The organism is Acidisphaera sp. L21, assembly GCF_009765685.1.
In the GTDB taxonomy this organism is placed as follows: Bacteria; Pseudomonadota; Alphaproteobacteria; order Acetobacterales; family Acetobacteraceae; genus LMUY01.
This window is the reverse complement of the sequence record NZ_LMUY01000072.1, coordinates 1-18,253: the sequence shown is the minus strand read 5'-3', so window position 1 is coordinate 18,253 and position 18,253 is coordinate 1. Positions and strand designations below refer to the sequence as shown.

Here is an 18,253-nt window from a genome sequence, read left to right as displayed (position 1 = left end):
GCGTTGTTCCTTGGATGCCTCGTTCTTGGCACAACGCGGAAGGAGGAGACGCGATCTGTGCGCAGGGGCAATAGCTGAGATTAATCTGCAGTTTTGATACGAAAATGGCTGAGCCGGCGGTCGGTGGACACCAACGCCAGCAAAAGCGACTATTTTGAGCTGTGCGGCAACTCGTGAGACACCAGGGACTTGAAGCGCGGTTGACGACGCTGGAGGGTGTGGCGATGGACCATTATGATGTCATGGTAATTGGAAGCGGTCCCGGTGGCGCGTCGCTGGCCCACCGGATTGCCGCAACCGGCAAACGCATCCTGCTGCTGGAACGCGGTGACTATTTGCCGCGGAGCCGCGATAACTGGGACAGCAAGACGGTCTTCGTCGATGGAACCTACCAGTCTTCGGAGACGTGGTTCAATTCGAAGGGCGATGAGTTCCACCCAGGGCTTCATTATTATGTCGGTGGGAATTCTAAGGTCTATGGTGCCGCGTTGTTTCGGCTACGTGAGCGAGACTTCGGCGAGATCGCCCATAAGGATGGAATCTCTCCGGCCTGGCCGGTGTCATACGGGGAGTTCGAGCCGTTCTACGCCGAAGCAGAGGCGTTGTTCCACGTGCATGGCCAACGCGGCGAAGACCCAGATGAGCCGCCCACTAGCGCCGCCTACCCCTATCCGCCTGTTTCGCACGAGCCGCATGTGCAAGCCCTGTCAGACAAGTTGTCTCAATTGGGGCTTCATCCCTATCACTTGCCGCTGGGCATTCTGCTCGACGAGAAGAACGGCCGGGTGATGCCGACCAGCACCTGCATCCGTTGCAACGCATTCGACGGATTTCCTTGCCTGTTGAATGGCAAAGCGGACGCCCAGGTGATGTGCGTTGACCCTGCACTGGCAGCCTATCCCAATCTTTCCCTCCTGACGAACGCCTACGTCCAGCGCCTCGAAACCGATCCGAGCGGGCGTAAAGTCACCGGCGCGCAGGTGCTGCGGGAGGGACAGCAGGAGCGATACTCTGCCGATGTTGTAGTGGTTGCGTGCGGTGCCCTTTCATCCGCATTGCTGTTGCTGAGGTCCAAAAGCGAGACCCATCCCAATGGCTTGGCCAACGGCTCCGATCAGGTTGGCCGCAACTACATGCGGCACAATCAATCCGTATTGATGGCCTTGATGCGGGAATCGAATGACACGGTTTTCCAGAAGACAATGGCGCTGGGGGACTTCTACTTTGGCGCCGATGACTGGAACTATCCACTGGGCCTGATTCAAATGTGTGCCAGTTCTGATGCCGAGCAGATCAAGGGCGAGGCGCTGCCAGCCTGGCTGGATTGGCTTCCGGACATGCCGTTCTCAGAGATGGCGCGTCATTCGATGGATTTCTGGTTGTCGTCCGAAGACCTTCCGCGGCCAGAAAATCGGATCTTCTACGATGGGGACAAGGTCATTCTGGACCTAACCGAGACGAACAAGGAGGCTCATCAACGCCTGAAGAAGAAGCTGGAATACTATCTGAATCAATGCGGCGCCCGTTCAGTTCTGCTGGAACGCCGTTTATATTTCGGCAAGGGCATTCCGCTCGGGGGGACAGCGCATCAGGCTGGCACCTGCCGCTTTGGAACGAACCCGGCGAATTCGGTGTTGGACACCAACTGTAAAGCGCATGAACTAGACAATCTCTACGTTACGGATGCGAGTTTCTTCCCGTCCATCGGTGCCGTAAACCCAACCCTAACCATCATCGCCAATGCATTGCGGGTCGCCGAGCATATCCGCCGGCGTATCGGCGCGTGAGCTGGCTCGTTGTGTTGGGCGTGCGCTATCTGCTGGTGGTTTTGTTCTTCCCATTTAGTGCTCTGGACAAGATCATCAACTTCAAGGGTGCGGTCGTCCAGGCAAGGGAACTCGTGCCCTCTCGCGGTGCGGCTACGCTGCTGATCTTGGCGGGCTTGGCGACGGAAATCCTTATGCCGATCGGTATCCTCACGGGGGTTGCCGATCGGCTGGCTGCCTTCATCATGGCTGGATATTGCGGCGTGACCGCCCTGCTGTGGAAGCGTTGGTGGCAGCCAGGGGATTTTAGGCGCAGCGGGGATAGCAAGGCTCGTAATCTGTTCTGGGACTTCTTGAAGAACTTCTCCCTTGCGGGCGGCTTCCTGCTATTGGCGTTCGGCCTACACGCGGGAGATTTCGGGGCGTTCGTCGCCCACCCGCTTGCGTCCTCGCATCCTTACTACGAACCAGCGCACTAGATATCGTCGTATAGATCAATGGCTAGCAGCGTGTCGGTTGCCGTGATGAATAGGCGGTTACCCCCAAAGGCGCAGTTCGTTGCGACGGACTGTGTTGGGATGTAGCCGAGGGGCGTGCGATCCGGCGCTATGATATGAACCCCGTCAGCCGCCGTCGCCCACACCCAGCCGCGTTGGTCGATGGCCATACCGTCCGGACATCCGTGATCGGCATGATAGAAGAAGCGTCGGTTCGATAGATTGCCATTCTTCGCCACGTCGAAGGCTTGGATCTCATGGGTCTGGCCGGTGTGGGCGCCTGGGATCTCCCCCATAGCGCGCGCGGTATCGGACACGTATAGAATCTGGCCATCCGGTGAGAAGCCCAGGCCATTGGGCTGCTCAAAATCAGCCATGCGCTGCAGCACCTGGGTTGCCGGGTCGAACCGATAGACGCTGCGGTGGTCGAGTTCGGGCTCGGCGAGGCTGCCTTGGCTCGGCATTATCAGCCCGAAAATCGGGTCGGTGAACCAGATCGTGCCGTCAGATGCCACAGTAAGGTCATTCGGCGAGTTGAGCCGCTTGCCTTCGAAATGCGTGACGATGGGCATGGTCCGTCCGCTGTCGTCCGACCGGCTGATGCAGCGACGGCCATGTTCGCAATGAACCAACATATCATCGCGACCGATAGCATTGCCGTTCATGAAATGTGTGGCGTCTTGGACGACCGTCACCTCGCCGTTGGGCTGCCACGCCAGTAGTCTTCGGTTCGACACATCCGACCAATACAGCCGCTGCTGGCTTGCATGCCAGACTGGACCCTCTGCGTGCAACGCACCCTCGTATAATAGCAACAGCTTGGAATTTAAGGGGAGAACCGCGGCCAGCCGCTCGTCGTCACTTTGCACCCCGGGGAAGCCTGTCATCGGAATTGGCGGAGCAGCCCGTCGGAGGAGCCTTCCCGTCATGGCTGCTGCTCTGACTGGATTTGATGCAAATGGCCATCCCAATCGCGCAGTAGACTGTCACCCGTACCCCGCCAGACGACCCGCGTCGACGCGACGTCGTTTGCCGAACGCTCGGGCCCGCGTGTTCCGCGCGGGGTCCGGTATCCAAGCAATTCCAGATGCGGCGACGGGTTGCGGGGGTTCATCGGTGCCACGTCCACCTGAACGGCGGGCAGGGCATCCAGCCGCTCTTGCTCCGGTCCCTGGTTGAGTGTGCGCGGCCCGGGACTGAGTCCGAGATTGGCGTAGAACGCTGCACTCTCATCGACATCCGCCACGCTGATAGCAGAGTGATCGATACGGCGGATGAGAGCCTCGCTTCGATCCGAGTGGCCTGGGAATTGGAGGAACTCCAACGGATGACCGTCTGGATCACGAAACTTGAATGCCCTAACACCGCCAGATGATTCTGGCAGTTGCTGTGGCCCATTGATCGAGATTGGCGTGGCATCACCAAGTCGCGCAAAGGCAGCGGCAATATCAACCACCACCAGCGCAAGATGCTGGAAGCAGAGTGAGGCTGCATCACCCGTCTCAGGATACGGCCGACCCGGCGCGGTGAACTGATCGATCGCAAGGTGCTGCCCTCCCGCTGCCAGTCGCTGCCTGCGGCCGGCTCCCGACAGACCCAGAAGTGCCATTTCGGAAGGTGCTACGGCCTCCTCGGTGCCAATAGGCGCCATGCCGAGAACGCTGCGGTAAAAAGCGACAAGGCGCTCCAAATCCTGCGTCACAAGATTGAAGCGGGTGATGCCATAGAGCTGCACGTCTAGCTGATGTGGCACGGTGCGGCACCTGGGTCGCGGTGTAGCTGCACCGTCATCAAAACCGCCGGCTGGTCCCCGATCGTGCCGGAACGATGGCCCTTACGACCATCCTTACTGGTGACACACCCTTGGTCCTCGCCAAGCGAGAATTCACCTGGTCCTTGTTCGATCCGGGTTCCATCCATGCTCTCAATCCACCAGCGGCCCGATAGGACGACGATCCATTGCGGCGCCGGGTTTTCATGCCAATCACCAACCCAGCCAACGGGTTGCACAGTCACGACGACCGTCGACGATACTGTCTCATGCTTATTATTCCACTGGGGCGCTGCATTTCCGACACCCTTCAACTCAAAATTCGTCAGTGCGCACTCGCTCTGACGACTGACGCCCTGTTGGTCTCGCCAGAGATGCCAGTAGGCAATGACGGGCTGCGGCGCCGCGCTGCTGCTGTCGTCGCCTGTAATGTCCGGGTTTTGCGTCATAGTCCCTAGATCCTTGCGATAGCGACTGGTGCAGTGGCTGTCGAAGTTAAACCAGGAACGAACGGCGAAGTTCGATATCCGTGCAGCACTCCGTCAAGTTTGACGAAGGGTGGCTCGGGTGTTGCTGAGTCTGTGGACGGGCGACGCATAATGTCCCGCCTAGGATGATGATCTAGCGATTACCACAGCCAAAGGAGTCAGGCAGGCGTAGTCGATGTCATACTTCGTCAGTCGCCGCGTGTCACCGGAAGTTGGCAACAGACATGACCTTGCTTCTGCGGGTTCCAATCGCCCGGTGTGGTCTTCCGTCACCGCGAGCAACTGAACTCAGGGTCGCAAGAGGTCGATTCGAACGGGCTGATCGAAGATGCCACCCAGGGATCCCGCCACCGCGTCAAACCGCTCCCTTACCGCCGGCGCGCATAATTCTGCCTCCGTAAAGTCGTTGAACCGCATGCTGGCCTTCATCCGTGCGGCGTAGTCTTCAAAGCCGCCATAGATCCGGCGGTTGCGGTAAAAGATTGAGTCCTGTCGTTTGAAGAGCATGGCGGCATGCGTCGCCAGGATGTCGGCCGCCCGTTGCCTTACTGTCGTCTCATCATGGTACAGCGCGGCAACCTCCTGCGCCGGCCCTTCGGCGAGCGGCTCGGCGATGTAAAGGGAGCCAGTATTGCGTAACACGCGGCGCGCCTCGGTCAGGATGCCAGGCAGCACAGCGCCGGGGATATGGTGAAGCGAGTAGATAAAGAGCACGAGGTCCACGGACGCATCAGCTACGGGCAATGTCTCCGCACCTTGGCGCAGTAGGCAATAGCGTCCAGTGCCGAGCGTCGTCCAACTCTGCTCCGGTCCCAGTGGATCGATCCCCGTGACCACGGCGCCAGCTTCAGCCAATTGCTGTTCCAGTGCCCCTTCACCGGACCCGATGTCGATGACCGTCAACCCGGTAAACCCACCAACAACTTGCTCCAGCGCTTCAAGGCCGGTGCAGATGCCGAGATCGCGGCTCATGCCTGCGGCCCGTTCCGGGGCCCAATTTTATCGAAGGCGCCCATCGGCAAGCTGATACCCGAACCGATTGGATAGCATACCATCGCGGACACCTCCCGTTTTGCATGTCGGCACTGACCGTGGTCCCGACCTCTTGGTGAAATTCGTCAACGACGTTTACGGCCGGTACGCCGCACCGGGCAAGCTGGGCCGATCTTTGCTGAGCCGGAAGGGCGATGCGCGACGGCATCGACGGGTCGGTTGACGGGATTTCACCCTATGGCTACGGTAATTCAACAACAACATTTGTTCGCATAGCGAGCGCGGAGGAACCGTTCGATTGGCAGAGCCCGCCAAGCACACCGTCAAGTCTGTCGCCAAAGCGTTTGAGGTGCTGCGCGCCTTCAACCCGGCGCGTCCCGAGATGACGATCACGGATGTGGCGAACCAGGCCGGGCTCGACCGCGGAACGGCGTTCAGGCTCATCCACACACTCATCGAACTCGGCTATCTCGCTGCTATCCCCGGCGAGCGGCGTTTCCGACTCACCCTGAAATGCCTGGACCTGGGATTCGACGCCCTGTCCGCGGGTGGGCTGAAGGCCCAAAGCGCCCCATTGCTGCGCGAACTCGTGCCCGGCGTGGCCGAGGCGGCGTCCCTGGGCATCCTCGACAAGGCAGATGTGGTATATGTCGAGCGGGTGCAGGTCGATATGGGGCGGCACGATTTGGACCGCCGGGTCGGCAGCCGTACCGGTGCATATGCCACCGCCCTCGGCCACGCCATCCTGGCTTGGGAGCCGCCAGATCACGCCCGTGCATTGCTAGCCTCGGGCGACCGCGTCGCGCTATCCGATCGCACCCTAACCGATCTGGATGCACTATGCGATCGCCTGGCCGAGGTGCGGCAGCGGGGTTATGCCGTCTCAGACGGGGAGAACGCCTATGGGCTTCGCACCGTCGCCATGCCCGTCATTGCCGCCAACGGCCGGGCCGGTGCGGCGGTCAGCCTTACCGTCCGGCGGGAAACGGGACCGATGGATGGCTTTTTGGCCCGCGCGTTGCCGGCACTCACTCGTGTCGTCGAAAGCCTGTCCCGCGCCGTGATCATGCTGGCCGCAGCATAATGGCGCCGACACTACGCCTGCTGGCCGACGATCTAACGGGGGCGTTGGACACGGCGGCCGAGTTCGTGGGCCTGGTGGGGCCGGTGCATGCCTTCTGGCAGGGCGCACGTCCTGGCATCCTGCCGATCAACGCCGCTATCGACACTGGCACGCGTGAAACCGACGAGGCCACCGCGCGGGCTGTCGTTAGTGAAGCGAGCGCCGCTCTCGCCGGAGCCACGCTCGCCTACAAGAAGGTCGACAGCCTGATTCGCGGCCAGACGCTACCAGAACTCGCCGCTTGCTACGTGACCGGAGCGTGGCAGCACGCCGTGCTGGCACCCGCTTTCCCTTTCCAGGGACGCGTGACCCGCCAGGGCCAGCAATTCGTGGCAGCGGGCGGCGGTTGGACGCCGGTCGGGCCGTTACTCGTGGATGCGTTGCGCGCGCTTGGCCTGCCCGCCAACGCCGGCACGCCCGGCACGCCTTTGACGCCAGGAATTACGGTTTTCGATGCCGAAACGGACGCAGATTTGGATGCCGTCGTCGCCGCTGTCGAGTCTGATGCGAACGTGTTGTGGTGTGGCACGGGAGGCCTGGCGCGCGCGCTGGCAGGGGGGCACACGCAGCCGGCGCACCCATCGTTGCCCGGTCCGGTGCTGGGGTTATTCGGTAGCGACCAGTCAGTCACCGCCGCCCAACTTGCGGCGTGTGGCGTGCACTGGACGGCTCTACCGCATGGCGGGCCGGCGAGCGGCGCGTATTTGGCCGAGCAATTGCGCAGGCACGGCATCGCCCTGGCCAGCCTCGACCTGCCAACCGGATTGAGCCGGGCCGCGGCCGCATTGCGTATCGGCCGAGAACTGCACGCCCTCACCACCCATTTGCCGCGACCCGGCACTCTCGTCGTCGCAGGTGGCGAAACGTTGCGCGGACTCTGCATCGCGCTTGGCGCCGAAAGCCTTGTCGTGCAAGGCCGCGCTGTGCCCGGCGTTCCCGTCTCCTGCATCAATGGGGGCGCCTGGGATGGCGTGACCGTCGTCTCGAAATCCGGCGCCTTCGGCCACCCCACGCTCCTGCGCGAGCTACTGCGCCTTCCCGATCCCGAAAGGACCGCTTCATGAGTCTCCGCCACCTCGCCATCACCATGGGCGACCCTGCCGGCATCGGCCCCGAGATCATCGTGAAGGCCGCCCAGCGCCTGCATGACCGCATCGCATCCGGCTCGCTCCGCCTGCTGGTGATCGGCAGCAACCCTGCGCTGGAGGCGGCTCGGCGCAAGTTCACGCCGGGCCTCGTGATCAGCGAAGTCACCGAGGGCGATGCGAACTGGCCGGCCTTGGCCGCGATGCAGGCGGGCCCAGAGGGCGAGCCGATCCTCCCCGGCGTGCTGTCGGCGGATGGCGGGCGCTTTGCGTTCCAGGCGGTGGACCAAGGCGTGAAACTGGCGCTGGCCGGGCGCATCGGCGGCATCGTCACCGCGCCGCTGAACAAGGAAGCGCTGAACAAGGCTGGCTACCACTATCCGGGCCACACCGAAATGCTGGCGGAACTTACCGGCGTCCGCGGCTCCTGCATGATGCTGGCGCACGGCAACATGCGGGTCAGCCATGTGACAACGCATATCGCGCTGGAGGATGTGCCCAAGCGCGCTACGCCCGAGCGGATACGCCGGGTACTGGACCTGACGCATGACGCGGTGACCCGGCTCGGCCTGGGCCGCGCGAAGATTGCGGTGGCGGCGCTGAACCCACATGCGGGTGAGGGCGGGTTGTTCGGCCGCCACGATATCGACGTCGCCGGTCCGGTGATCGCGCAGGCGGTGGCGGACGGGATGGACGTGGTCGGTCCGGTGCCGGGCGACACGGTGTTCGTCAAGCTGCGCGCCGGGCAATACGACGCGGTGATCGCCAACTATCACGACCAGGGCCACATCCCGGTCAAGCTGCTGGGCTTCGAGATCGACCCCGCGACCGGCAAGTGGAACGACCTGTCCGGCGTGAACATCACCATGGGCCTGCCGATCATCCGCACCTCCGTGGATCACGGCACCGCCTTCGACATCGCTGGCCAAGGCATCGCCAACGAGCAGAGCCTGGTGGAGGCGATCGAGTATGCCGAGTTGCTTGCCCGGCCAGCCCGCGTGGCGGTAGCCGCATAATGGCCCTCAACACCCCGATCGAGATCCAGCGCCCGCCCGTCCTGCGCTTCGGCAGTGGCCTGGCGCCGAGCCTGGGCACCTGGGCGCGCGAGCAGGGCTTCAGCCGCATCCTGGTGGTGGCCGATGCCTTCAACGCGGCGCGGGTCGATCTGCTGGCGCTGCCCGGCGCCGTGACCGTATTCGGCACCGTGCGCCCGGAGCCGGACATCCCCAACCTGCAGGATCTGCTGGCGGCCGTGGACGCGGCCAAGCCGGACTTGGTCGTCGGTTTCGGCGGCGGCAGCGCCATGGACCTGGCCAAGCTTGCGGCTGTGCTGCCAGGTAGCGGCCAATCCATCCACGACGTGGTCGGACCGGAGAAAGTGCACGGCCGCAAGGTCGGACTGGCGCAGGTGCCCACGACCTCTGGCACGGGCAGCGAGGCGGGAACCCGCTCCTTGGTGACCGACCCGGCCACGCAGAACAAGCTGGCGGTGCAGAGCCGCCATATGCTGGCCGACATCGCCATCATCGACCCCGACCTGACGATGACCGTACCCGCCGCCGTCACCGCCGCCACCGGCGTGGACGCCATGGCGCATTGCACGGAAGGCTTCACCAGCCGCAAGTCGCACCCGCTGATCGACCTTTACGCGCTGGAGGGCATCCGCCTGGTCGGCCGCTTCCTCCACCGCGCCGTGGCCGATGGCGGCGATGCGGAGGCACGGGCTGGCCTAGCACTGGCGTCGCTGTATGGCGGGTTTTGCCTGGGGCCGGTCAACACGACCGCCGGGCACGCGGTCGCCTACCCACTCGGCACCCGCCACCACATCCCGCACGGCCTGGCCTGCGCGCTCATCTTCCCGCACACGCTGGCCTGGAACGCACCAGCCGCCGCGGAGAAGACGGCGCTCGTGCTACAGGCGTTGGGCCAGCCGGCCTCCGCCGATCCGACCGAAGTGACGGAGCGGGCGGGCGCGTTTTGCGCCGGGCTGGGCCTGGACATGCGGCTGTCGGCGCACGGCGTGCCGGAGGCGGATCTAGGAGCGATGGCGACCGAGGCGCACGCCATCCGCCGCCTGCTCGACAACAACCCGCGCGACATTAGTCGCGACGAGATCGCCGCGATGTATCAACGCGCCTTCTGAGGAAACCAGCATGTCGTCAGTCATCGCGACCACGGCCGCGCCCGTGGTTGCCGCGCCCACCGTCTCCCCCATGCTGCAACGCCGCCGCTGGGCGGCACTGACGCTGCTGGTCGTTAGTGGCACGGTAAATTACCTCGACCGCGGCACGCTCTCGGTCGCCAACGTGCTGATCCAGAAGGAGCTAGGGGTCAACACCGGCCAGATGGGCCTGCTGCTGTCGGCCTTCGCGTTAGCCTACGCCTTCTCGCAATTGCCAGTCGGGTTGCTGATCGACCGGTTCGGCCCGCGGCGCGTGCTCAGCCTGGGCGTGGCGGCATGGTCGCTGGCACAAGTCGTATGCGGCTTCATGACCAGCTTCACGCAGCTGTTCATTGCGCGGCTGGCGCTAGGGGTTTGCGAATCGCCGCAATATCCCACCGCCGCCCGCGTCACCGCCAACTGGTTCAGCCAGCGCGACCGCGGGTTGCCGACGGGGGTGTTCAATACCGCCTCCATGATCGGATCGGCGCTGTCGCCGCTACTGCTGACGGTGCTGATGCTAACGTATGGCTGGCGGTGGATGTTCGTCATCATGGGCGTCGCCGGCCTGCTCATCTCGGCCGTGTGGTATTTGGTATACCGCGACCCGGAGTTGGTGCCGCTGCCCGCCGCCGACCGCATATACCTCGCACAAGATGCGAACCCGGCGGTCCGCGGCTCCGCCCTGGCCAATTGGGGCAAGCTGTTTCGTTTTCCGACGGTTTGGGGAATGCTATTCGGGCAGATGGGGCTCAGCTACATCAACTGGGTCTACATCACTTGGCTGCCCGGCTACCTGGAAATCGAACGGCACCTGAGCGTCAAGCAGACCGGGTTCGCCGCGTCTGTGCCATTCATATTCGGCATCTTCGGCTCGCTATTCGGCGGTGTCGTGTCGGACTGGTTTGCCCATCGTGGCGTCTCGCCGATCAATAGCCGCAAGATCCCGATCCTGACTGGCCTGGTGTGCGCCGCAATCTGCACCGTCTCCGCCTCGATGTCCGACAACGTCATAGTGTGCCTGGCCTTCATCTCGGCCTCGATGTTCTTCTCCTACACCGCGGTTGCCGGCGTATGGTCGCTGCCGTCGGCCGTGGCGCCGCAGAACGAGGTCGCGACGCTCGGCAGCATCCAGAATTTCGGCGGCTATCTGGGCGGCGCGATGGCCCCGGCGGTCACCGGCTTCGTCGCCCACAGCACCGGGTCGTTCACCTACGCGTTGTGGGCTGGCGCTGGCATCGCGCTCTGCTCCGCCTGCTCCGTGCTCTTCGTCGTGCGCCGCCGCATCATGCCGGACGCGCCGCTTCCGATCTGAAGGCCCCGTCTCAAAGGTACAACCTCATGCCCGCATTGTTTCCGACCGGCGTGTTCAGCGCCGCTGCCTCCCCAGTCCACGCCGATCTCACACCCGACCACACCGCCCTTGCTGCACATTGCCGCACCCTGCTGGAGGAGGGCTGCGACGGCATCGCCCTGCTCGGCACCACCGGGGAGGCGAACTCGTTCTCCGGTGCCGAGCGCCGAGCGATGCTGGAGGCGGTGGTGCAGAGCGGCATCCCGCCGGACAAGCTGCTCCCCGGCACTGGGGTCGCCTCGTTCATCGAGACTGCCGAGCTGACGAAACACGCTCTGTCGCTGGGCGTGACCACTGTCGTGATGCTGCCGCCCTACTACTACAAAAACATCAACGAAGACGGTCTGTTCGCGGCCTACGCGGCTATCATCGAGCGGGTCGCTGATCCGCGGCTTCGCGTCGTGCTGTATCATATTCCGATGTTCTCTTCGGTGCCGATCCCAATCCCGGTGATCGCCCGCCTGCGCGAGAGCTTCCCGGGTGTGTTCGTCGGCCTGAAGGATTCTTCAGGTGATCTGGCGAACATGGTGTCGCTGGTCGAGGCGTTTCCTGGCTTTGCTGTACTTGCGGGCGCCGACCCGCTCATGCTGCCGCTACTGCGCAAGGGCGGCGCCGGCTGCATCACAGCAACATCAAACCTGGTCGCCGCCGACCTCGCTCTCGTGTTCCGTCACTACGACGACGCGACGCGGGCCGAGGCGGTGAATGCGGCACAGGCCCGCATTGTGGCTGCCCGCAATCGCGTATCGCAATTTGCGCAAATCCCATCCGTGAAGACCCTGCTGGCACAGAAGACCGGTCGTCCGGATTGGGCCATGGTGCGGCCGCCGCTGCTGCCGCTGACGCAAGCGGAAACCGCGGCGCTGCTCGGCTGAGCGGCCTCCCATTGCTGGGCGGCGGCTCGGGGCCGAGCGCAATGATCTCGACACGGCGATTTTCCGCATTGAAGGGCTTCTTCGGATAGAGCAGACCTCGGCTCGTGGCCGGCTTTCACTGCAACAGCCGGCTCGCTTCGACGTCGACATGGGTTTCAAGGAATTGCGTCAAACGCGGGTGGCGCGGCCGGGCGAAAACCTCGCGTGGTGGGCCGCTCAACACCACCCGGCCGTGATCCAGGAATACGATGTGGCTTGCAACCGACGCCACGAACCCGATCTCGTGCGAGACGACGATCATCGAAATCCCATCCGCTGCCAAGCCGCGCATAACGTTCAGTACCTCGCCTGTCAGCTCAGGGTCGAGCGAGGAGGTGGGCTCGTCGAACAGCATCAACTTGGGCTCCAGCGCCAGGGCGCGTGCGATCGCCACACGTTGCTGCTGCCCGCCGGAAAGTTGGGAGGGATAGTGGCCGGCCCGATCGGCCAGCCCCACCTTGCCTAATTGCGCGATGGCCCGCGCCTCCGCCTCCGCCCGGGGCAGCCGGCGAACGGTACGGAGCGCCTCGGCTACGTTGCCAAGTGCCGTCATATGCGGCCACAGATTGAACTGCTGGAACACCACGCCGATGCCGGCCCGCATCACACGCCGCCGGGCTGGTGACAAGGCGGGCCCGATGCCGTCCTGCCAGGGACCAAGCGGCTGGCCATCAATCGTGATGGTGCCTTCGGTCGGCTGCTCCAGCATCGCGATACAGCGCAGCAGCGTGCTTTTGCCGGACCCGGACGGACCGATGAGGCACGTCACTTGACCAGACGGCGCGGAGAAGTCGATCTTCTGGAGGACTTCGGTGGTACCGAAGCGTTTGGTGAGGCCGGATGCAGTCACGGCCGGGTTGGGCAAGCGCATCAGGCGGCGAAACGGAAGGAGGCCAGCCGCTGTTCCAGCAGGCGGCCGGCTCGGCTACAGATTTCGACCAGAGCCCAGTAGCAGAGCGACAGCGTGGTCAAGGCCTCGACAAAGGCATAGGTCTCGGACCCAATTTCGCTGGTGACGGCGGTGAGTTCGGGCACGCTGATGATGGAAAGCACCGCCGTCTCCTTGATCAGCCCGACCGCGATGTTGGTGCCTGCCGGCAGCACCAGCACCAGCATCTCGGGGATGGTGATCCGTCGCAGGATTTGCCAGCGGGACATCCCCACACTCTCAGCGGCCTCGATATGGCTGCGTGGGATGGCGCGCAGCCCGGTGCGGAACACCTCGCTCATGTAGCAGGCGCCGAACAGGGAAAGCGCCATCAGCCCGGCGGGAAGCTCGTCCAGCGTGAGGCCGATACGAGGGCCGCCGAAATAGAGCAGGAAAAGCTGGATGAGGAACGGCGTTCCCCGGATGACCTGCACGAGGGTGCCGAGCGCCAGGTTGATCGCCTTGCCACCGACCAGTCGGCCGACTGCGATGGCCAATCCGAGAAGTATCGAGGCGAGCAGCCCCGCCAGCCACAAGCCGATCGTGACCAGGGCGCCGCGGCCCATCGCCGGCAAATAGGGGATAACGACCGACGGATCGAAAGTCATGCGTGGCGCACGGCCAGGTGCCGTTCCGCAGCACGACCGAGGCCGAGCACGCCGTAGGTGAGGCCTAAATACAGCAACCCGGCGCAGGCGTAGAACGGCAGCGGGTCGAAGGTGGTCGCGGCGAAGTTGCGGGCGGTCTTGGTGAGTTCGATCACGCCAACGACAGAGATCAGGGCGGAGGCGTGGAGGATGCCGATGGCTTCATTCACCAGGGCCGGGATGGTGAGCCGGATGGCGATCGGCACGCTGACCCGGCGGAAGCGTTGGAGGCGTTCCATGCCAACCGCCTCGGCGGCCTCCAGCAAGCCGCGGGAGACCGATAGAAAACCGCCCCGCAGGTTCTCCGCCTGATAGGCGGCGGTGCAGAGCGAGAGGGCGACGAGGGCGGCGGCCACGCTGGAGATGTTGATCCCGATGGCAGGGAGCAGGTGGTAGAACAGCAGCAATTGCACCAGCAGCGGCACGCCCCGAAAGAAGCTGACGTACAGGCGTGCCGGGCCGCGCAGCACCACGCTCGGCGATAGCATGGCGCCACACACCAAGATGCCGATGACCAGGCCGATGGCGATGGCGACGAAGCTGATCAAAAGCGTCGTGCCGGCGGCCTGGACCATCAGCGCGAACAGAAACCAGGTCATTCTCCCGCGAAGGCCCTCGCCAGGTCAGCTCGCCGGGTCGGTGACGGAGGCTGGGAGTTCGGTGGTGGCGCCGAACCATTTCTGCTGCAGCTTGGCCATGCGGCCGTCGGTCTTCATGGCGGCGACTTGGGCGTCGACCGCCTGCATCAGGCTGGCGGAGGCGGCGTCCTTGCGGCCGATATAGCCGAAATAGGCCTTCACGCCGAAAGGCGGCAGGACCACGGCAAACATGTCCGGCCGGCGCTTGGCCGCGGCGAGCGCGTTCGGCAAGGACATCGCGGAGGCGACAATGCGGCCGGCGGCCATGTCGGCCTGCGTCTCGTTCGCGCCGGTATATTCCCGCACGGTTGCTGGCGGGCTGACTGACGCGGCCAGTTCCTTCAGCTGCACGAGCTGGTTGGAGCCTCTGCCCCCGCCAACGCTTCTGCCGGCAATGTCGGTGGGCTTCTGGATAGAGGCGTCGCTCGCGCGCTTGACCAGCGTCACCGTGCCCTCACCGATCGGGGAGGAGAAGGTGTAGCGCTGCATACGCGCTTTGGTGATGATGGCCGGGCCGGCGACGATGTCGAACTTGCTGGACTCAAGCCCGGGCAACACGCCGTCCCATGGCAGGGCCACCCATTCGATCTTCATGCCGAGCGACTTGCCGACCTCGTCGAAGAAATCGACGTTGAAGCCGACGTGCTTGTCGCCATCGATGTAGTCGAAGGGCGCGAACTCAGTCTCGGTGCCGACCTTCAGCACCCCGGCCGCCTTCGCGTCCGACAGCACATCCGCCCGGGCGGGCGCGAGGCCGAGCGCCAGACTCCCGGCGGTGAACGCAAACAGTAGCAGAGCGCGACGTGTCATAAGCCTTTTTGCTCCAAAATCAGGTGTCAGGCGGATTGGGCGATGGAGCCGGCGCGCGCAACGGCGTAGCGGTTGGCGGGCTCATCAAGACCCAGATGGTCTCGCAACGTCGTGCCGGTGTAGTCCTTGCGGAACAAGCCCCGGCGCTGCAACTCCGGCACGACCAGGCGGACGAAATCTTCCAGTGAAGAGGGCAGGGTCGGCATTTGCAGGATGAAGCCGTCGCAAGCCCCGCCTACGAACCATTCCTCCATGTAGTCGGCAACCTGCTTTGGTGTGCCGCCGATACCGCCGCCGGTATGCTTGTCCGCGTAACGGCGGATCAAATCGCCCATCGTGCCGCCTTGCAGGACGAATTCGCGCACGAGTTCGAACAGCGCCTTCGAGCCTTTCGGGTCTTTCGGCAACCGCTCCCGCGGGAATGGCTTGTCGAGGGGCACGTCGGATAGATCGACCTCCAGGAACTCCGCCAGCATCTGGCGACCGACCGCCGGGTGCAGGTTTTCCCGCAGGAAGGCCATTTTGGCATGAACCTCCGCCTGCGTTTCGCCGACATGGATCGGCAGGCCCGGCATGACTTTGAGCTTATCCGGCGCCCTGCCGAACCGAGCCATCTGCCCCTTCAGAGCGTCGTAGAAGGCCTTGTTACGCGTGAAATCCATGGTGCGCGTGAACACGACCTCCGCCGACTGCGCCGCCAGCTCTATTCCTGCGGGCGATCCGCCGGCCTGAGCGATGACAGGCCTGCCTTGGGGCGAGCGAGCGCAGTTCAGCGGGCCACGCACCTGGAAATGCTTGCCCTTGTGGTTGAGCAGGTGGAGCCGGCTATCGTCGAAATACACGCCCTCCTCCCGGTCGTGCACGAGCGCATCCTTCTCCCAACCATCCCACAGGCCGAAGCAGACTTCGAGGAACTCGCGCGCCCGTTCGTAGCGCAACGCATGCGGGTCGAGCCCCTCGCGGTTGAAATTGTAGCCAGTCTCGTCATGGTCGGAGGTGACGACGTTCCAGCAGGCCCGACCGCCGCTGAGATGATCCAGCGAGGCGAACAGCCGTGCCACGTTGTATGGCTCGTAGTAGCTGGTGGACAGGGTGGCGGCGAGGCCGATCCGGTCGGTCGTGACAGCGAGGGCGGACAGCAAGGTCAACGGCTCGAACCGGTTCATCTTGTGTGGCAGACGCTTCAGCGCATCCATGCTGCCGATCGCCGCGGCCGGTGAGTCGGCAAGGAACATAAAGTCGAATTTGCCGGCTTCCGAGATCTTCGCGACGTTGAGCATGTGTGCGAAATTGTTGCCTGCATCGACGGGCGAGCCAGGGTGACGCCAACTCGCCGGGTGCACCCCGTGCGAGTAGATGAAAGTTCCGAGCTTCATCTGGTCCGCCCGCGGCATCCGCATCTCCTAGATATCGCGTCCCCGCGATTTGACTATACAAAGCCACCACTATGCTGCAAGCGCTCACGGTGACAAGCGGCCAGTGGCGCGGGCGCGGTGACGAAGGGGATCAACCGGCGATTCCGTATTGCAGGCAGACGATTTTTGGCCGTCAATTGCTGCCGTGCAGCAAAATTGGGGGACGCATGCGTCAGGTGGTCAAATGGTCGGTTCGGGCCGCTTTTGCGAGCTTTGGTCTATGGGCCAGCTTGTCGGCGGCGCAGGCAGCGTGCGAGCCCGCCAAACTCGCCACCAAATATCCCAGCCTCGCCGGGCGCACGATCACGATCGGCCAGGACGGGGAAAGCACGCCGTTCAGTTTCCGTGATCCCGCCGACTTCAACCACCTGATCGGACTGGACGCGGACACTGCCCGCGCCGTGTTCGGTTGTGCTGGCGTCCCCGTCACCTTCACTTTGGGCAACTGGTCGGGGCTGATCCCTGCCGCCATGGCGGGCCAGATCGACGTGATGTGGGATACGCTGCTCTACACGCCCGAGCGGGCGAAACGGATGGACTTCGTCGCCTACATGCACTCCGCAACCGCCCTGCTGGTGGTGCACGGCAACCCCAAGCAGGTGCACGGGTTGACCGACCTATGCGGCCTGATTACGACCGCCGGACTGGGGACCACGCAGGAGACGATGCTGCGGACGGCCGGACAAGCCTGCGTCGCCGCTGGCAAAAAAGACGTCGAGGTCATCACCGCGGCAGACATGACCGGTGGAATGCGGCTGGTTCAGAATGGCCGCGCGGATGTGTATGCCACCAATAAATTCGTCGCCGACAGCATGATCGCCAGCAACCCGGCGCCGGAAGACGGCTTCGGCGTCGTCACCAACGCCCAGATTGCCGCCGGCACCGCCAAGGGCAATTCCGACCTGATCCGCCTGATGGCGGACGGGCTGGCCGAGATTCAGAGCAATGGGCAGCTCAAAACCATTTTCGAGCGATACCACGTGGATTATGACCTGGTGACCAAGCCGGAGATTCTGACGCAGTAGCCAAGATGCGTCGATTTCTCACGGGGCTCCTCACACTTCTCGCCTTCCCAGTTGCCGCCCGGGCGGCCGGTTTCATGGACCCCGTTTGGCAGGGGTTTGGCTACGCCACGTCTCGGTTCCTGCTGGATGGCGCGCTGACGGCGGTCGAGATCACGCTGCTGGCGCTGTTGTTCGGCACGGCGGGCGGGCTTGTGCTGGCGTTGATGCGGCTATCCCGACCAGCGCCGGTGCGTGGGCTCGCCTGGTTCTATATCTGGTTCTTCCGCGGCACGCCGTTGATCCTGCAACTGGTATTCCTGTTCGACGCGCTGCCCTCGGCTGGGCTGCGGTTAAACAGCTTCATCACCGCCGTACTCGGCTTCTCGCTGAACGAGGCGGCGTTCGCGGCGGAAATCATCCGCGGCGGTATTTTGTCGGTCGATCGTGGCCAGGGGATTGCTGCGGCAGCCCTTGGGTTTGGCCAAAGGCTGACCTTGCAGCGGATCATCCTGCCGCAAGCGATGCGGTCGATCTTACCCGGGTTGGCCAATCAGGCGATTACGCTGATCAAGGGCACCGCGATTGCCTCGATCATCTTCGTCAACGAGCTGACGTTCCGGGCCGAACAGATCGTGGGCCAGAACTTCCAGTTCTTCACC

19 protein-coding genes are annotated in these 18,253 nt (G+C 63.8%); 10 read left to right on the top strand and 9 right to left on the bottom strand.

All coding sequences use genetic code 11. From position 1 onward, the window contains the following. The first annotated feature begins 200 nt into the window (after positions 1 to 200). The gene (locus GSQ76_RS13965; RefSeq protein WP_254070406.1) at positions 201 to 1,787 is read left to right on the top strand and encodes a GMC oxidoreductase; all 1,587 of its coding nucleotides are present in this window, start codon (positions 201 to 203) and stop codon (positions 1,785 to 1,787) included. Further along, positions 1,784 to 2,245 carry a DoxX family membrane protein gene (locus tag GSQ76_RS13960; protein ID WP_158744525.1) on the top strand — a complete coding sequence of 154 codons (462 nt, stop codon included), beginning with the start codon at positions 1,784 to 1,786 and terminating at the stop codon, positions 2,243 to 2,245. The genes GSQ76_RS13965 and GSQ76_RS13960 overlap by 4 nt, the downstream gene beginning before the upstream one ends. Here GSQ76_RS13960 and GSQ76_RS13955 read toward each other — a convergent pair. The 4 genes from GSQ76_RS13955 to GSQ76_RS13940 form a co-directional block, all read right to left on the bottom strand. Next, on the bottom strand, positions 2,242 to 3,132 hold the full coding sequence (locus GSQ76_RS13955) for an SMP-30/gluconolactonase/LRE family protein (RefSeq protein WP_216851060.1): 891 nt from the start codon (positions 3,130 to 3,132) through the stop codon (positions 2,242 to 2,244). The genes GSQ76_RS13960 and GSQ76_RS13955 overlap by 4 nt on opposite strands. 56 nt (positions 3,133 to 3,188) lie before the next feature. Then, positions 3,189 to 3,998 (bottom strand): VOC family protein, encoded by an 810-nt coding sequence (locus GSQ76_RS13950; RefSeq protein ID WP_158744523.1) that lies wholly within the window; start codon positions 3,996 to 3,998, stop codon positions 3,189 to 3,191. Between the two features lie 2 nt (positions 3,999 to 4,000). Beyond that, entirely contained in the window at positions 4,001 to 4,483 is a 483-nt protein-coding gene (locus GSQ76_RS13945; RefSeq protein ID WP_158744522.1) for a cupin domain-containing protein, read from the bottom strand. Between the two features lie 327 nt (positions 4,484 to 4,810). Next, positions 4,811 to 5,494, bottom strand: a complete 684-nt coding sequence (locus tag GSQ76_RS13940) for a class I SAM-dependent methyltransferase (protein ID WP_158744521.1) — start codon at positions 5,492 to 5,494, stop codon at positions 4,811 to 4,813. A 319-nt stretch (positions 5,495 to 5,813) separates the two neighbouring features. On the opposite strand from GSQ76_RS13940, the gene GSQ76_RS13935 reads away from it, so the two are divergent. Genes GSQ76_RS13935 through GSQ76_RS13910 form a run of 6 tightly spaced genes read left to right on the top strand, consistent with a single transcriptional unit; the run spans position 5,814 to position 12,113 of the window. Continuing rightward, a complete protein-coding gene (locus GSQ76_RS13935) occupies positions 5,814 to 6,599 on the top strand; it encodes an IclR family transcriptional regulator (protein WP_216851059.1) in 786 nt (261 codons plus the stop codon). Next, positions 6,599 to 7,702: a four-carbon acid sugar kinase family protein gene (locus GSQ76_RS13930; protein ID WP_158744520.1), complete on the top strand. Its 1,104-nt coding sequence runs from the start codon at positions 6,599 to 6,601 to the stop codon at positions 7,700 to 7,702. Before GSQ76_RS13935 ends, GSQ76_RS13930 begins: the two co-directional genes overlap by 1 nt. Continuing rightward, on the top strand, positions 7,699 to 8,739 hold the full coding sequence (pdxA, locus tag GSQ76_RS13925) for a 4-hydroxythreonine-4-phosphate dehydrogenase PdxA (RefSeq protein ID WP_158744519.1): 1,041 nt from the start codon (positions 7,699 to 7,701) through the stop codon (positions 8,737 to 8,739). Before GSQ76_RS13930 ends, pdxA begins: the two co-directional genes overlap by 4 nt. Next, a complete protein-coding gene (locus GSQ76_RS13920; protein WP_158744518.1) occupies positions 8,739 to 9,866 on the top strand; it encodes an iron-containing alcohol dehydrogenase in 1,128 nt (375 codons plus the stop codon). Before pdxA ends, GSQ76_RS13920 begins: the two co-directional genes overlap by 1 nt. Before the next feature lie 10 nt (positions 9,867 to 9,876). Next, entirely contained in the window at positions 9,877 to 11,199 is a 1,323-nt protein-coding gene (locus GSQ76_RS13915) for an MFS transporter (RefSeq protein WP_158744517.1), read from the top strand. A gap of 26 nt (positions 11,200 to 11,225) precedes the next feature. Further along, positions 11,226 to 12,113, top strand: a complete 888-nt coding sequence (locus GSQ76_RS13910) for a dihydrodipicolinate synthase family protein (protein ID WP_158744516.1) — start codon at positions 11,226 to 11,228, stop codon at positions 12,111 to 12,113. A 115-nt stretch (positions 12,114 to 12,228) separates the two neighbouring features. On the opposite strand, the gene GSQ76_RS13905 is transcribed toward GSQ76_RS13910, so the two are convergent. Genes GSQ76_RS13905 through GSQ76_RS13885 form a run of 5 tightly spaced genes read right to left on the bottom strand, consistent with a single transcriptional unit; the run spans position 12,229 to position 16,569 of the window. Continuing rightward, entirely contained in the window at positions 12,229 to 13,023 is a 795-nt protein-coding gene (locus GSQ76_RS13905; protein ID WP_158744515.1) for an amino acid ABC transporter ATP-binding protein, read from the bottom strand. Further along, positions 13,023 to 13,688, bottom strand: coding sequence for an amino acid ABC transporter permease (locus GSQ76_RS13900; protein WP_158744514.1), 666 nt, complete (start codon positions 13,686 to 13,688; stop codon positions 13,023 to 13,025). Before GSQ76_RS13900 ends, GSQ76_RS13905 begins: the two co-directional genes overlap by 1 nt. Continuing rightward, the gene (locus GSQ76_RS13895) at positions 13,685 to 14,326 is read right to left on the bottom strand and encodes an amino acid ABC transporter permease (protein ID WP_158744513.1); all 642 of its coding nucleotides are present in this window, start codon (positions 14,324 to 14,326) and stop codon (positions 13,685 to 13,687) included. Before GSQ76_RS13895 ends, GSQ76_RS13900 begins: the two co-directional genes overlap by 4 nt. Positions 14,327 to 14,350: 24 nt before the next feature. Further along, entirely contained in the window at positions 14,351 to 15,175 is an 825-nt protein-coding gene (locus GSQ76_RS13890) for a transporter substrate-binding domain-containing protein (RefSeq protein ID WP_158744512.1), read from the bottom strand. Between the two features lie 26 nt (positions 15,176 to 15,201). Next, positions 15,202 to 16,569: an LLM class flavin-dependent oxidoreductase gene (locus tag GSQ76_RS13885; protein WP_158744511.1), complete on the bottom strand. Its 1,368-nt coding sequence runs from the start codon at positions 16,567 to 16,569 to the stop codon at positions 15,202 to 15,204. A gap of 188 nt (positions 16,570 to 16,757) precedes the next feature. On the opposite strand from GSQ76_RS13885, the gene GSQ76_RS13880 reads away from it, so the two are divergent. Continuing rightward, complete coding sequence (locus tag GSQ76_RS13880; protein WP_158744510.1) at positions 16,758 to 17,615, top strand: transporter substrate-binding domain-containing protein; 858 nt, start codon at positions 16,758 to 16,760, stop codon at positions 17,613 to 17,615. A 5-nt stretch (positions 17,616 to 17,620) separates the two neighbouring features. Further along, a partial coding sequence (locus GSQ76_RS13875; RefSeq protein ID WP_158744509.1) for an amino acid ABC transporter permease occupies positions 17,621 to 18,253 on the top strand: 633 nt, incomplete at its 3' end.